This window comes from uncultured Aureimonas sp. (assembly GCF_913775355.1).
In the GTDB taxonomy this organism is placed as follows: Bacteria; Pseudomonadota; Alphaproteobacteria; order Rhizobiales; family Rhizobiaceae; genus Aureimonas.
Genome location: NZ_CAJYIU010000293.1, coordinates 1 through 15,149, shown reverse-complemented (window position 1 = coordinate 15,149; position 15,149 = coordinate 1). Strand labels below are relative to the sequence as shown.

Annotated in this window: 14 protein-coding genes; 6 read left to right on the top strand and 8 right to left on the bottom strand. The window is 67.1% G+C overall.

Annotation, left to right across the window (positions count from 1 at the left end; genetic code table 11):
* The first annotated feature begins 52 nt into the window (after positions 1–52).
* Both QZ753_RS17965 and QZ753_RS17960 read left to right on the top strand, forming a co-directional pair.
* Entirely contained in the window at positions 53–658 is a 606-nt protein-coding gene (locus QZ753_RS17965; RefSeq protein ID WP_294645628.1) for a PilZ domain-containing protein, read from the top strand.
* 439 nt (positions 659–1,097) lie between these two features.
* Positions 1,098–1,691 (top strand): transglutaminase-like cysteine peptidase, encoded by a 594-nt coding sequence (locus tag QZ753_RS17960; protein ID WP_294645627.1) that lies wholly within the window; start codon positions 1,098–1,100, stop codon positions 1,689–1,691.
* 94 nt (positions 1,692–1,785) lie between these two features.
* Here the strand turns inward: QZ753_RS17960 and QZ753_RS17955 are convergent, their stop codons facing one another.
* The 3 genes from QZ753_RS17955 to QZ753_RS17945 form a co-directional block, all read right to left on the bottom strand.
* Positions 1,786–1,995, bottom strand: a complete 210-nt coding sequence (locus tag QZ753_RS17955; RefSeq protein ID WP_055886669.1) for a DUF3126 family protein — start codon at positions 1,993–1,995, stop codon at positions 1,786–1,788.
* Between the two features lie 71 nt (positions 1,996–2,066).
* Entirely contained in the window at positions 2,067–2,888 is an 822-nt protein-coding gene (cysE, locus tag QZ753_RS17950; RefSeq protein ID WP_090966035.1) for a serine O-acetyltransferase, read from the bottom strand.
* A 153-nt stretch (positions 2,889–3,041) separates the two neighbouring features.
* On the bottom strand, positions 3,042–3,815 hold the full coding sequence (locus tag QZ753_RS17945) for an alpha/beta fold hydrolase (RefSeq protein ID WP_294645625.1): 774 nt from the start codon (positions 3,813–3,815) through the stop codon (positions 3,042–3,044).
* A gap of 135 nt (positions 3,816–3,950) precedes the next feature.
* Between QZ753_RS17945 and QZ753_RS17940 the strand changes: the two genes are divergently transcribed.
* The 3 genes from QZ753_RS17940 (at position 3,951) to QZ753_RS17930 (ending at position 7,835) form a co-directional block, all read left to right on the top strand.
* Positions 3,951–4,196: a zinc-finger domain-containing protein gene (locus tag QZ753_RS17940; RefSeq protein WP_294645624.1), complete on the top strand. Its 246-nt coding sequence runs from the start codon at positions 3,951–3,953 to the stop codon at positions 4,194–4,196.
* A gap of 13 nt (positions 4,197–4,209) precedes the next feature.
* Positions 4,210–5,346 carry an FAD-dependent monooxygenase gene (locus QZ753_RS17935; protein ID WP_294645622.1) on the top strand — a complete coding sequence of 379 codons (1,137 nt, stop codon included), beginning with the start codon at positions 4,210–4,212 and terminating at the stop codon, positions 5,344–5,346.
* 134 nt (positions 5,347–5,480) lie between these two features.
* A complete protein-coding gene (locus tag QZ753_RS17930; protein WP_294645621.1) occupies positions 5,481–7,835 on the top strand; it encodes an OmpA family protein in 2,355 nt (784 codons plus the stop codon).
* A gap of 60 nt (positions 7,836–7,895) precedes the next feature.
* On the opposite strand, the gene QZ753_RS17925 is transcribed toward QZ753_RS17930, so the two are convergent.
* The 5 genes from QZ753_RS17925 to QZ753_RS17905 all read right to left on the bottom strand — a co-directional run bounded on the left by QZ753_RS17925 (position 7,896) and on the right by QZ753_RS17905 (position 13,825).
* Entirely contained in the window at positions 7,896–9,056 is a 1,161-nt protein-coding gene (locus QZ753_RS17925; protein ID WP_294645620.1) for an AI-2E family transporter, read from the bottom strand.
* Positions 9,057–9,187: 131 nt separating this feature from the next.
* On the bottom strand, positions 9,188–9,958 hold the full coding sequence (locus tag QZ753_RS17920) for an amino acid ABC transporter ATP-binding protein (RefSeq protein ID WP_294645619.1): 771 nt from the start codon (positions 9,956–9,958) through the stop codon (positions 9,188–9,190).
* 69 nt (positions 9,959–10,027) lie between these two features.
* Positions 10,028–11,527 carry an amino acid ABC transporter permease gene (locus QZ753_RS17915; RefSeq protein ID WP_294645618.1) on the bottom strand — a complete coding sequence of 500 codons (1,500 nt, stop codon included), beginning with the start codon at positions 11,525–11,527 and terminating at the stop codon, positions 10,028–10,030.
* A 10-nt stretch (positions 11,528–11,537) separates the two neighbouring features.
* Complete coding sequence (locus tag QZ753_RS17910; protein WP_294645616.1) at positions 11,538–12,728, bottom strand: amino acid ABC transporter permease; 1,191 nt, start codon at positions 12,726–12,728, stop codon at positions 11,538–11,540.
* 77 nt (positions 12,729–12,805) lie between these two features.
* Positions 12,806–13,825 (bottom strand): amino acid ABC transporter substrate-binding protein, encoded by a 1,020-nt coding sequence (locus QZ753_RS17905; RefSeq protein ID WP_055886693.1) that lies wholly within the window; start codon positions 13,823–13,825, stop codon positions 12,806–12,808.
* 264 nt (positions 13,826–14,089) lie between these two features.
* Between QZ753_RS17905 and metC the strand changes: the two genes are divergently transcribed.
* On the top strand, positions 14,090–15,149 hold a 1,060-nt coding region (metC, locus tag QZ753_RS17900; RefSeq protein ID WP_294645615.1), incomplete at its 3' end, for a cystathionine beta-lyase.

Here is a 15,149-nt window from a genome sequence, read left to right as displayed (position 1 = left end):
TTGTTAAGCCTCGTGGCTTATCACTTGGAAACCAGTGAAGCGGGCCGAGACCATGTTGAACACCTTGCCGAAGACCCTCGCCGTCTCGGAAGACCGCCGTCACTTCAAGCGGGTGTCGATCGATCTTCTCGGCCGTTTCATGCTCGAGGATCAGCGCGAGTATCCCTGCCGGATCGACAACATGTCGCCGGGCGACGTCGCGATCGTGACGCCAGTGGAGCCGGCCAAGGGCGAGCGGGTCATCCTCTACGCCGACCAGATCGGGCGTCTGGAAGGCAATGTCGCACGCTGCTTCAAGGGCGGCTTCGCGCTGGTCCTGAATGCCACGGAGCGCAAGCGCGAGAAGCTGGCCGCCCAGTTGATGTGGCTCGCCAACCGCTCTGAACTGTCGCTGCCCGAAGACCGCCGACACGAGCGCCTCCAGCCGCGCAATCCGATCATCCGGATGGTGCTGGATGACGGCCGCGGCTACGAGGTCCGCATCAACGACCTGTCGCTCTCCGGCGCAGCCATCGTGTGCGCCGTTCGCCCGGCGATCGGCTCGCGGGTCACGCTCGGCACGATGACCGGACGTGTCGTCCGCCAGCTCGAAGACGGTGTCGCCGTCGAGTTCTCGTCGCTCCAGACGCGCGAATCCCTGCTCGACCACCTCGGCTGACCGCCGCCGCCGAGCCCTTTCTGCAACGAAGCTGTGGATAACGGGGAGCATTGTCGGCTCCCCTCGGCGCCCCGTGCCTCGGCCCGTTAAGGTCTTGCTCATCCTTTCTTAAGGAGTGTGGCAAGCGTGTTCTGCGTTCCCGTCTGCGACCGTCCCCGCCCCGTTAACCGGGCAGCCGGCGGCGCGTTAACGCTTCGCCCCGCCCTCCCCCGATCTCCGGTCCCGACCTCGCCCCGGCCTTCATCTTCATGGAGGCGGGCTCGTCATGCTTACCGAAGCATTCTGCGCGCGAACCGCTTCTTAAGCGTCAATCTTCAGATCCCAGCAAGCAAGAGGTCTGAACAATTCGAGGATCAGTTTACGAAAATTCATATTGGGCGTTTGGACTTCAAGTAAATCCGGTCTGCGACTGTGCGTGCGTCACCGCTGGAGACCGAAAGTGCAGATCTCGAACCGCCTCGTCTCGCTCGTCATGCTTCTGGTCGCCGGTCTCCTGTTCACGGGGAAGGCCGACGCCGCGATGACGCTGCGTGGGCCGACCTCCCAACCGATCGGGCATTTCGAGTTCTGCAAATCCTACCCGGAGACCTGCGGGCCCAACGCCGAGATCGGCATCATCCAGATCACCGACCGTTCCTGGCAGTCGATCATCGAGGTGAACAACACGGTGAACGAGGGGATCATCCCGCGCACCGACATGGAAATGCACGGCGTCGCCGAGCTCTGGTCCTATCCGTCGATCGAGGGTGACTGCGAGGACTTCGTTCTGCTCAAGCAGTACATGCTGGAGCGCGACGGCTTTCCGCGCTCGGCGCTTTTGATCACCGTGGTCCGCCAGCCGAACGGCGAGGGCCACGCGGTCCTGACCATCCGCACCAACCGCGGCGACATCATTCTCGACAATCTCGACAAGCGCGCCCTCGACTGGACGCTGACGCCCTACAAGTTCCTGAAGCGCCAGTCCGAGCAGAACTCCGCGAAGTGGGTGGCGATCGAGGACGGCCGGGACATGCTGGTCGGCTCGGTGCGCTGACCCCTCCCTCCCCGACTTTTCACGAAAAAGGCCGGCTTGAAGCCGGCCTTTCTGCTGTCTGCTGTCCTGCCTCGGGGGGAGGCGAAACGTCGCCTCAGTCGAGGTCGATGTCGAGAACCGTGATCGTGACGTGGTAGGAGGTCTCTCCCTCGTCGGTGTCCTTGCCCACCGTGCCGATGAAGTCCTCGCCGACGTAGATCTCGGCAGTGTCCTTCTTGCGCGGCATCGCCTTGACCTGGATTCCGGATGTCTTGAACGTCCGGTTCAGATAGGCTTCGAGCTTGCGGATTTCGTCGGGCTTCACGAGGTCGGTCTCCTTGGGCGTATTCTGCGCGTCGAGCGTGCAATGGCCGAAACGGCCGGGAGGATGCAGGCTCAGTCGGCGCGGGTGAAATTCTGATCCATGGCGCGCGCGGGCTCGGCGCAGCCAGACGTTCCGACGATCCGCGCCGGCACGCCGGCAACGGTGGAGTTCGGCGGCACCTCCGCCAGCACCACCGAACCGGACGCGATCTTTGAGCAGTCGCCGACCTTGATGTTGCCCAGGATCTTCGCGCCCGCCCCGATCAGGACGCCGTTGCCGATCTTCGGATGCCGGTCGCCGAACTCCTTGCCCGTGCCGCCGAGCGTCACGTCCTGCAGGATCGAGACGTTGTCCCCGATCACCGCCGTGAAGCCGACGACGAGGCCCGTGGCATGATCGAGGAAGATGCCGCGCCCCATGCGCGAGGCCGGGTGGATGTCAGTCTGAAACACCGACGACGACCGCGACTGGAGATACAGCGCAAAATCCTTGCGGCCCTCGTTCCACAGCCAATGCGCGAGACGGTGCGTCTGGATCGCATGGAAGCCCTTGAAGTAGAGCAAGGGCTCGATCATCCGCTCGCAGGCGGGATCACGATCGAAGACGGCCTGAAGGTCGATGCGCAGCACGCCGCCCCATTCGGGACGCGCGGCCGCCATCTCCTCGAAGGCCTGCTCGATATGGCAGGCGGGCAAATCCGCATGATCCAGCCGCTGGCCGATGCGGAAGGCGATCGCCGATTCCAGCGAGCGATGATTGAGGATCGACGCGTAGAGGAACCCGCTCAGCGCCGGCTCGCGCTCGGCAGCGGCCAGGGCTTCGTCCCGCGCCCGGTTCCAGATCGGATCGATCGCCTGAACGCGGTCGACGGCAGACTTCATCAAGACGGTCATCGTCATCCTGCTTTCGCTCGCTCGCGTCCCGCATGTCGCAGACAAGATAAGCGCGCTGCCACGATGCACCAGTCCAGTCATGAACGGGTCGACGCGGCATTCCGTTTCGCTGGCTCTAGCCGAACGCACCGATTTTGAAAATGCCGACCGCCCTCAGGCGTCGAGCACCCCCCGGTTCTGATCGAGGAAATCGACGACCGCCGCCTTGAACGTCCGGTCGCCGACGGCGAGCATGTGATCGCGGTTGGCGATGGCGAAGACCTCGGCGTTCGGCATCAGGGCGCCGAGCCGCTCGGGCGATCCGGCGATGTCGTCGCGCGTCCCGACGCCGATCAGCGTCGGCTGGTCGAGTTCGCCCACCTCGGCCTCCGTGAGTTCCCGGCGGGACGTGGCGATGCAGGCGGCGAGCGCATGGCGGTCGCTGCCGGTGCGATCGGCGAAGGCGCGGAACATGCGACCGCGCTCGTGCGTAACGACGTCGAGCGAGGACGCCATGAGCGCATCCGCGATCGGGTCCCAGTCGCCGACCCCCTCGACCAGCCCGATCCCGAGCCCGCCGAAGACGAGAAGCGGGAAGCGATCCGGATGCATGCGCCCTGCGAAGGCCGAGACGCGCGCGCCCATGGAATAGCCGAACAGGGCCGCGCGCCGGATCGAGAGGTGATCGACGAGCGCCACGAGATCGCCGACCATCGCCTCCGGTGTGTACGCTGCCGGATCGTGCGGCTTGTCGCTCCGGCCGTGCCCGCGATGGTCGAAGGCGACGACGCGCCAGCCGGCCTTCGTCAGCGTCTCTACCCAGCCCGGGTCGATCCAGTTGACGCGCATGTTCGAGGCGAAGCCGTGGACGAGGACGATGGCGGACGCCGCGCGATCGCCCTCGTCGATGTATTCCAGACGCAGACCGTTGTTGTGAAACTCGGGCATCGGGCACGTCACTCCGCTCTCGCCGGACCAAGGCGCCTCCGATAGCGCGAAGGGCCCTGTGAGAACCACCTGTTCTTTTCGCCGAGGGATGGATAAGTTCCGCCCGCTTCGAGACGAGCGAATGGAGACGGCAGCATGGCCGACTACGGAACCCCCCACTTCCAGAACGACGGGGGCCATGGGGTGATCGAGATCGGCGTCGCCGAATTCATGTGCGTCGGCGCGACCCCGCCCTACGATCACCCGCACGTCTATCTCGACATGGGCGACGAGGGCGAGAAGGTCTGCCCGTACTGCTCGACCCTCTACAAGCTCAACACGTCGCTGAAGCGCGACGAGAGCGTGCCGCCGGGCTGCTTCTACCGCCACCGCGCCGCCTGACCGCGGAGCCCGCATGCCCGAGGCCATCGTCGCCGGCGCGGGCATCGCGGGGCTGACCGCAGCGATCGCGCTGGCGCACAAGGGCTGGCGCGTCCGCATCCGCGAGCGTGCCGCCCGGCTGGAGCCGGTCGGCGCCGGCATTCAGCTCTCGCCCAACGCGCTCGACGTGCTCCATCGGCTCGGCGTTCCGATCGATCGGGTCGGCGTCGCGGCCGACAGCGTCGTGCTGCGTGATGGTCCGAGCGGGCGGCGGATCGCAACGGTTTCGGTCTCGAGTTCGGACGGCCGCGGCTATCGCGTGCTTCACCGCGCCGATCTTCAGCGCGTGCTTCTCGAGACCGCTTCGGCGACGGCCGGGATCGACCTTTCCCTCAGTGAGACGCTCGTCGCGCTCGCCGGTGACGGCCGAGACGCCCGCACCGTCTTCGAAAGCCCGCGTGGCGCGACGCAGGACCGAAGCGATCTTCTGGTCGCCGCCGACGGCGTGCATTCTGCCGCAGCACGGCTTCTCGGCTTCCCTGCCCCTGTCGCGTCCGGCGCGACGGCATTGCGCTTCATCGCGAGTTCGGCCGTGCCGGCCGGGCCGGCTGCGATCGAGGCCTGGCTCGGTCACCGCCGCCATGTCGTCCGCTACCGCATCGACACCGCCGGCACGCAGAACATCGTGGTGATCGTCCCGGACGCCGATCCGGGTCTCGGACCGGTTGCCGCATGGGACCCGTCGCTCGCCGCCATGCTGTCGGCGGCGGAGCCGGTCGGCTCGTGGCCGCTTCTGACGGTCGAGCCTCGCTGGCGGGCGGAAGGTGGCAGGCCGGTCGCGCTGATCGGCGATGCCGCCCACGCGATGCTCCCCTATGCCGCCCAAGGCGCCGCGATGGCGATCGAGGACGCCTTCGTCCTCGCGGCCTGCGTTTCCGATGGTGCCCCCCCGGCAGATGGCCTCGCCCGTTTCGAGGCGCTGCGCGCGCCGCGCGTTCAGCGGGTTCTGGAACGGGTCGCCTTCCACAAGCGCGTCTATCACCTGCCTCACCCGCTCTCCTTCGCGCGCGATCTCGCTCTCGCCGTCCGGTCGCCTCGATCCCTGCGGCGCGATCTCGCCTGGCTCTACGACTGGCGGGCGGACACCGATAGGCCCGATTCCGCGAACTGATGAGCCGCCTCGCGGTCTGCATTCCCTAACGCACCGACCGGCCTAGTTTGCCAGGCAACGGTTTCCATCTGACGTGCGCACGCCGTGGACGGACCAACCGGCAGTTGCAAGGGACGTAACCAGAAGGCCGATCGATGATCAGACTGAAGAACACCGGACGCTTGCTGACGGTGACGGCTCTCGCCGCCTCCACCGCCATGACGGGTCCGCTCGCCGCCCTTGCTCAAGGGGCCGAAGGGCGTCCGCCGGCGATCGAGGAAGCGGCACCGGAGGCTCCCCGCGGCCGCGCCGCTGAGCCCGAGGCACCGGCGGAACGTCCGGCCCCGCGTCGTCAGCGCGAGGCTGCTCCGGAAGCCGAAGCGCCGGCCGAGCGCCCCGCTCCGCGCCGTCAGCGCGAGGCCGCGCCCGAGCCGGAAGCCGACGCCCCCGCTGAGCGCCCTGCCCCGCGTCGCCAGCGCGAGGCGGCACCCGAAGCCGAGGCTCCGGCCGAGCGCCCGGCGCCTCGCCGTCAGCGCGAGGCCGCCCCGGAAGATGCGCCTCAGCGTGCGCGGCAGGCCGAACCCGACGCGCCGGCCGAAGAGCCTGCTCCGCGCCGCGGTCGCGAGCGTGCGCCGGAGCCGGACGCGGCGCCCGCCCGCGGCAATGCGGCCGAACCCGGACAGGCCCGCGAGCCAGAGGCTCCGGCCGAGCGCCCCGCGCCGCGCCGCGACCGCGCCCCCGCGCCCGAGGGACAGGCAGAACCCGAGCGCCCGCGCGCACCGGCCGACGCCGAGCGTCCGCCCGAGCCGAATGGACAGCCCCGCCGTGGCGAACCGCGCGAGCCCAATCGTCCCCGCGCGCCAGGCGAACCGGAAGCCCCGGCCGGCGAGCGTCCCGCCCGCTCGGCGGATCCCGCGCCCGATAGCGGGCCCGCGCGCAATGCACCTCAGGGCAACCCGGCCGAGCTTCCTGCGGATGCGGGAACGCAGAACGACCTGTCAAACGGTGCGACCGGAACGCGCAACGGTGCCGAGCCCGCCGCCCGCCCGCCGGCTGCCGCCGCGCCTGGCACCCGGCCTGCCGGCACCGGCGAGACGCCTGCAGCTCCGCCGACCGCAACGCCGGGCGCCCAGCCTGCGACGCCGCCGGTTCCCGGTGCCCAGCCGCCGGCAGCAGGCGTCAATCCGGCCGAGCCTCTGGCCCCGCAGACCGCTCCGACCGATCCCGCCCTGCGCGGGCCGAACGGCGCGCCGGTCGCCCCCGGAACACCGCCGACGCCGCCCGTTCCGAACGGGGCTCTTCCGGCTCCCGGCACCATACCGGGCCAGCCGGCCCCGGCGGCACCCGGCACGCCTCCGACGCCGCCGCTTCCGAACGGCGCGCTGCCGGCTCCTGGCACTCCGGCGCCCGGCCAGCAGGCGGTCGCACCGCCCCCGGTCGAGAACCCGCGTCCCGTCGCCGCCGACGTCCAGACCGCCCCGGTGCCCGCCGGTGGTGTCGCAACCAACGACGCGCGCGTCCAGCAGTTGGCCGCTCCGGTCCAGGTGCGTCCAATCACGGCTGAGCAGGGACAGCGCCTCGAAGCGCCTCCGCAGGTCGTTCTGCCGAACGATGTCCGCGTGGAGCGCGTCGGCGACCGTGACGTGCTCTCGCTCGTCGGTGCGGGGATTGCAGGCGCGGCGGCCGGTGCGGCCGCGGCCTACTTCATCCGCTCGGACGACACCGACCGCCTCGTGGTCGATTCGCGCGATGTGTACTACGAGCGGCTGCCGCGCGGCCTGACGCGCCAGATCATCACGCGTCCGAACGGCATTCAGGTCATCACGATCGAGAATGAATACGGCGACGTGATCCAGCGCTCGCGCATCGCGGCCGACGGTCGCGAGACGGTTCTGTTCTACGATCCGTATGCGGAGGACGACAACCGGCCGGACTACTACTACGACGCCGGGGCGGACCTTCCGCCACTGCGCCTCGAGATCCCGCAGGACCGTTACATCGTCGATGTCGCACAGCCCAACGAGGAACTCTACTACGACACGCTCGTCGCCCCGCCGGTGGAAACCGTCGAGCGGATCTACTCGATCAACGAAGTCCGTCGCAGCGAACGCATCCGCGACAAGGTGCGCCGGATCGATCTGAACACGATCAACTTCGCGTTCGGATCGGCCGAGATCGAGCAGAGCGAGGTCGACAACCTCCAGGCGCTGGCCGATGCGGTCAAGCGCGTGGTGGATCAGAACCCCGGCGAAGTCTTCCTGCTCGAGGGTCACACGGACGCGGTCGGCAGCAACGTCGCCAACCTCGCGCTGTCGGACCGGCGCGCGGAGGCGGTGGCGAAGGCGCTGACCGAGTACTTCGAGATCCCGGCGGAGAACATCGTGACGCAGGGCTACGGCGAGGAAGACCTGAAGGTCGACACGCAGGAGGCCAATCGCGAGAACCGCCGCGTGACGCTGCGCCGGATCACCCCGCTGGTGAAGCCGGTGGAGACGTCGCAGGCCAACTGATCGACGGTTGATCGAATGGGCCGGGGCTGCAAAGCCCCGGCCTTTTTTGTTGGGCACGCATCACGGCGTCTGTCCGTTGATGTCCGCCACCGACTGGCGATCCGCGGACAGGAAATTCGCCAGCGGCCGAAGGCTGTCGACATAGCCGGCGACGATGCGCACACCGACCATGATCGGCACCGCGAGGAACATGCCGACGACGCCCCAGATCCAGCCCCAGAACGCCACCGCAAGAAAGATGGCGGCAGCGTTCATCGCCAGCCGGCGCCCGACGAGGATCGGCGTCAGAAACTGTCCTTCAACCGTGGTCGCCGCGAAATACAGAAGCACCGGCAGGAAGGCACCCGCCGCGTCGCGGTGCTCCGCGAGGCCGACCAGCCCGACCAGCATCATTCCGCCGATCGCGCCGAGATAGGGAATATAGTTGAGGGCAAAGGCAAGAACGCCGAAGACCGGCGCCATCGGCAGGCCCACCGCCCACATGAGGACCCCGATCGCGCAGCCGAGCCCGGCGTTGATCAGGGTGATCGTGAAGAGGTAGCGGGACAGCTCGGCTTCAATCTCGTGGGCTATTGTCAGCGCGAGCTTCTTGTCGGAGAGCCTCGGCAGGGATTCGATGAGCTTCTGGTAGAACAGGCTGCCCGACGACAGAAGGAAGAATAGGAAGATCAGCGCGAAGGCGATGCTCGCCCCGATCTGCGGGACCATCAGCGCCGCGCTGTTGAGAAGCTGCGGTCCGTCGATTATCACGCTTTGCGGCTGCTGCGTACCGTCCTGTGCGCCCACGGCCTCCGACGCCTCCATTCGAGCGCCGCGCAGCGCGCCGAGACGTTCTCGGACGGTATCGATCTCCTCGTTCACGACGGAGACGTATCGGGGAATGTTGCCGGCAAGGTCCGTCAGCGGCCCGGTCAGGAACGAGAAGGCGCCGATCAGCAGCAGGAACGTGCCGAACACCAGGGCCGCTGCGGTCAGCGGCGGCCAGATATGAAGCCTGCGCTGGCCGAAGCGCACGACCGGCGCCAGCACGAGCATGAAGAGAAGCGCGAAGACCACCGGAAGCACGAAGCTCGACGAGAGGTACAGCGCCCCGAACAGCATGATCAGGAAGATGCCGACGATCGCCCAGCGGGGTCCGGACTGAAAGGTCTGTCGGTTCACGAGGCCGATCGCGGGCGCCACGATCGCCGGCTCCCGGGTCTCTCCGCTCGTCTCGCTCATCACTGTCTTCCGACATGCCTTCGAGTTGTAACGCTGGACGTACCGCGACGTTCCGCCGCGCTCCAAACGTCGGGGCCGGCCCCGCGGCAACGGGACCGGCCCTCGAAACGCCTGCCGGACGAACCGGAGGATCAGTGCAGGATCTGGCTGAGAAAGAGCTTCGTGCGCTCGTGCTGCGGGTTGGAGAAGAAGGCGTTCGGCTCGTTCTCCTCGACGATCTGTCCGGCGTCCATGAAGATCACGCGGTCGGCGACCTGACGGGCGAAGCCCATCTCGTGCGTCACGCAGATCATGGTCATGCCGTCGTTGGCAAGCGACACCATCGTGTCGAGCACCTCCTTCACCATCTCCGGATCGAGCGCCGAGGTCGGCTCGTCGAAGAGCATGACCTTCGGGCGCATGCAGAGCGCGCGGGCGATCGCCACGCGCTGCTGCTGGCCGCCCGAGAGCTGGCCGGGATACTTGTTCGCCTGCTCGGGGATGCGAACGCGGGTGAGGAAATGCATGGCCACCTCCTCCGCCTTCTTCTTCGGCATCTTGCGCACCCAGATCGGCGCCAGCGTGCAGTTCTCGAGGATCGTCAGGTGCGGGAAGAGATTGAAGTGCTGGAACACCATGCCGACCTCCTGGCGCACAAGGTCGATCTTCTTGAGATCGTTCGTCAGCTCGACACCGTCGACGACGATGCGACCCTTCTGGTGCTCCTCCAGCCGGTTGATGCAACGGATCATCGTCGACTTGCCGGAGCCCGAAGGGCCGCAGACGACGATCTTCTCGCCGCGCCGGACGCGAAGGTTGATGTCGCGCAGAACGTGGAACTCGCCGTACCACTTGTTGACGCCGGAGAGTTCGATCGCGGGGCCGGACGACTGCGGAGCCGGATTGGCGGACGGATTGCTCATGTCAGGATCCTGCGCGCTGGAAGTTGGGAGTGCCGGTCGATACGCCGACTTGGGACAGGTGCGACCGGGTCAATGCTTTCGGCCTCGCGCCAGCCGCCGCTCGATGAAGATCGAGTAGCGCGACATCGAGAAACAGAACAGCCAGAAGGCGAAGGCGCCGAACACGAGGCCCGTCGCCGGCGTCGACGGCGTGATCCAAATCGGATCGCCGAAGCCGCGCCGGATCGTGCCGAGGAGATCGGCCAGACCGATGATGTAGACGAGGCTCGTGTCCTTGAAGAGCCCGATGAACGTGTTGACGATGCCCGGGATCACCAGCGTCAGCGCCTGCGGCAGGATGATCATTCGCATCTTCTGCCAGTAGGTCAGCGCCATCGCGTCGGCGCCCTCGTACTGCCCCTTCGGGATCGCCTGGAGACCCCCGCGGATCACCTCGGCCATGTAGGCCGCGGCAAACAGCGAGACGCCGACGAGGACGCGCAGAAGCTGGTTGAAGCTTACGCCGGCCGGCAGCAGCAGCGGCAGCATGAAGTTCGCCATGAAGAGGACGGTGATCAGCGGAACGCCGCGCCAGAACTCGATGAAGATGACGCACAGGAGGCGCACCGCCGGCATCTTCGACATGCGTCCGAGCGCGAGCAGGATACCGAGCGGCAGAGACGCGGTGATACCAGTGAGCGCCACCGTCAGCGTGATCAGGAGACCGCCCCAGAGGTTGGTCGGCACGAACTCCAGACCGAAGTTCGAGGTCAGGATCAGTACGAAGGCGAGCGCTGCGATCGTCGGCAGGTAAAGGCCGAGGAGGCTCGACCCGGTCTCGGCGGTGCGAACGGTCGCGACGATCGCCAGCGCGATCGAGGCGACGGCCGCGGCGAAACCGGCGAGGCTCATTACCTCGAAGCGGTAGGAGAGAAACAGGATTCGGCCGCTGTTGATGTAGAACGAGGCGAACGAGACCACGAAGGCCAGGACGGCGAGCCACAACGCCGCCTTCATGGCGCCGGTGCGCATGACCGTGGTGCTTCGTCCGGTGGCCAGGAAGATGGTCGCCGCCGCCGCCAGCGCGAAGACAAGGCCGATCGCCGAGCCGGACATCGCGAAGCGTCCCCCCGTCAGGAGAACGAGCGCCGCCAGCGGGAACAGAAGGAGCAGGAGCGCCGCGTTCAGGCGCTTGAACGGCACCTTCGGGATCGCAATCGGCACGATCAGGGCGACCAGCGCGAAGAACACGAGCTGCACCCTCCACCGCTCGTCGAGCGGATAGGTGCCGTAGAGGAACTGGTCGAACTTGGCGCCGATGAACGCCCAGCAGGCGCCGACCTCGCGCGTCTCGGTCGACAGGCAGGCGGTCCGGTCGGACCCGGTGAAGACCGCGTTGACGATCCCCCACTGGACGAGCCCGTTGATGACATAGGCGACAAGAAGACCGCAGAGGATCGTCAGGACCGTGTCGAACGGGGTCGCGAAGAGGTGCTTGCGGACCGTGCCGAAGGCTCCGGTCTCGCTCGCCGGAGGCGGGAGAGGCTCGATCTGGCCACGGGCGACGAAACGGGCGACTTGTTCTTCCATCGTCCGACCCTCAGCGCTCGACAAGTTTCATGCGGCGGTTGAACCAGTTCATCAGGATCGACACCGTGACGCTGATGCCGAGGTAGACGGCCATCCAGATCACGACCACCTCGATCGACTGACCCGACTGGTTGAGCACCGTCGATCCGACGGCGACGAGATCGGGATAGCCGATCGCAAGACCGAGCGAGGAGTTCTTGATGAGGTTCAGATACTGCGAGGTCAGAGGCGGGATGATCACGCGGAAGGCCTGGGGCACGATCACGAGGCGGAGCGCCTGGCCACGCCGCAGCCCGAGCGCGGCGGCCGCCTCGTTCTGTCCCTTGGAGACCGACAGGATGCCGGCGCGCACGATCTCGGCGATGAAGGCCGCCGTGTAGACCGAAAGCGCGAGGAAGATCGCGAGGAATTCCGGCCGGATCTGAAAGCCGCCGGAGAGGTTGAACGTGCCGAGCTTGGGGAGGTCGAGCGTCGCCGGGAAGCCGGTCGCCGCGAAGACGACCAGCGGCAACCCGATGATCAGGCCGAGGGCCGGCAGGGCCAGGCCCGGACGATGTCCCGTGGCGCGCTGGCGCGCGGCGAAGACACGCGACAGCACGACCGTGGCGACGATGCCGACAACGAACGCCCAGAAGGTGGCCGCGGCGGCGGGCTCGAAGATCGCCTTCGGGGTCTGCAGGCCGCGGTTCGAGATGAAGGAATCGAACGGCAGCTCGATCGCGTTGCGCGGCAGCGGCAACACCGAGAGCACGCCGAAGTACCAGAACAGGATGACGAGAAGCGTCGGGATGTTGCGGAACGTCTCGACATAGACGGTGCAGAGCCCGCGCACGAGGAAGTTGTGCGACAGGCGGCCGATGCCGACGAAAAAGCCGATGATCGTGGCCGCCACGATGCCGGTGCCGGCGACGATCAGCGTATTGACGATGCCCACCACGATCGCGCGGCCATAGGGCGCGTTGTTCGTGTAGGCGATCGGCACCTGCGAGATGTCGAAGCCGGCGCGCGTGTCGAGGAAGCCGAAGCCCGAGGCGATGTTGGCGCGCTGCAGGTTTTCCGCGGTGTTGCCGACGATCCACCAGGTGAAGGCCGCAATGGCGGCCAGCAATGTCACCTGGATGACGATGCTGCGCACCTTCGGATTGGTGAAGACGGAATCACGCGTGTGTTCCTGTGGCGCCATGCCCGAGCTTACCGTCATGAAGGTCCTTCTTCGGATCGGGAGACGGACCCGCCGCCGAGGCGGCGGCGGGTCTCAAGGCTAGCTGTCGACCGGGATCAGCGGATCGGCGGGGCGTACTGCAGGCCGCCCTTCGTCCAGAGCGCGTTCTGGCCGCGCGCGATACCGAGCGGCGAACCGGTGCCGACATTGCGCTCGAAGAGCTCGCCGTAGTTGCCCACCGCCTTGACGATGTTCACGACGAAGTCGTTCGACAGGCCGGCATCGGCGCCGAACGTACCCTCGACGCCCAGCAGGCGACGGATCTCCGGGTTGGCCGAGTTCTTCATTTCCTCGACGTTCGCCTGCGTCACGCCGAGCTCCTCGGCGTTGAGGAGCGCGAAGTGGGTCCACTTCACGACGTTGAACCACTGGTCGTCGCCCTGGCGGACGGCGGGGCCGAGCGGCTCCTTCGAGATGATCTCGGGCAGGACGACGTGGTCATCCGGCGTGCCGAGCTCGAGGCGCGAGGCGTAGAGACCGGACTGATCGGTGGTGAGAACGTCGCAGCGGCCGCTGTCGTAGGCGCTGTTGACGTCCGACTGCGCCTCGATGACTACGGGGTTGTACTGCATGTTGTTGGCGGCGAAGTAGTCGGCGAGGTTCAGCTCGGTGGTGGTGCCGCTCTGCACGCAGACGGTGGCGCCCGACAGTTGCAGCGCGGAGTTCACGTTGAGCTCCTTGCGGACCATGAAGCCCTGGCCGTCGTAGTAGTTCACGCCGACGAACTTCAGGCCGAGCGAGGTATCGCGGCTCATGGTCCAGGTCGTGTTGCGGGCGAGGACGTCGACCTCGCTGTTCTGCAACGCCGGGAAGCGCTGGACGGCCGAGAGCGGCGAATAGACCACCTTGGACGGATCGTTGAAGATCGCCGCGGCGATCGCCTTGCAGTAGTCGACGTCGAGGCCGGCCCACTGGCCCTGGTCGTTCTGGAAGCCGAAGCCCGGCAGGCCGGTGTTGACGCCGCACCGCACCGTGCCGCGCGCCTTGGTGTCGTCGAGCGTTGCGGCGGAGGCGTGGGTCGTCACGGCGCCGAACGCGGACAGGCAGAGAGCGGCGGTCAGTAGCTTCAGTTTCATCCGATTACCTTCAAGTTCGCCCGGTTGCTGATATGAATGAGGGAGACCCGGCGCTTCTCTCGAAACGTCCGATGCCGGAACCCACGCGAGGAGGCTCGGCGCGGATCACATGCCATCGGAATGGGCAGGTCAAGCGACTGGCGTTTTTTTCCAAGGCCCACGTGGCAAATGCTCGTGAAGTGGGCACATATTCCACAGGATGATCGGCTTTTGACGTCTCAAGACCCCAAAAATTTATCAACGCTGCGGCCGGCTACCCGCCGCATGCGTATCGGGCACGATCCCGAAGCGACGCAGGGATTCGTCAATCCGCCGATCGTCCGGGGATCGACCGTCCTCTTCCCGGACACCTCGACCATGCGGCGCCGGGCGCAAAAATATACCTACGGCTTGCGCGGAACGCCGACACTCGGCGCTCTGGAGGCAGCGATCGACGAGCTTGAGGGCTCGCACGGCACGATCCTCGTCCCGTCCGGGCTCGCGGCCGTCTCGCTCCCGCTCCTCGCCTTCCTCGGGGCCGGCGATCACTGCCTCGTCGTCGACAGCGTCTACGGCCCGACCCGTCTCTTCTGCGACACAATGCTGAAACGCCTCGGCGTCGAGACGGAGTATTTCCCGCCTGGCATCGGCGCCGGCCTATCCGGGCTCATGCGGCCGAACACGAAGGTCGTCTTCCTCGAAGCGCCGGGGTCCAACACGTTCGAGATGATGGACGTCGCTGAAGCCGCCCGAATCGCGCGCGCGGGTGGCGCCGTCAGCATGCTCGACAACACCTGGTCGACGCCGCTCCTTTTTCGTCCGCTGGAGCATGGCGTCGACCTGTCGATCCATGCGCTGACGAAATATCCCGGCGGCCATTCCGACCTCCTGATGGGAAGCGTCTCCGCGACGCGCGAGACCTTCGGCCGGTTGCGAGACGCCCAGATGCAGCTCGGCATCAACGTCTCGGCCGAGGATGCCTACCTCGTGTTCCGCGGCATGAAGACGATGGACCTGCGCATCCGGGCGCATGAACAATCCACGCTGGCGCTGGCCCACTGGCTGGACAACCACGAAGATGTCGCCCGCGTCCTCCACCCAGCTCTCCCCTCGTTCCCCGGCCACGACCTCTGGAAGCGCCAGTTCGGGGGCTCGACGGGCCTTTTCAGCTTCGTCCTCCAGGGCGGCGGCCGCGACGAGGCGGCGGCGTTTCTCGACGCGCTCTCGCTCTTCGGCCTCGGCTATTCCTGGGGCGGGTTCGAGAGCCTTGCGCTGGAAGTGGACCTCAGCGACCGGATCCATGCGACCGCTCCGCCCGAAGGACCGGTGATCCGTCTGCAGATCG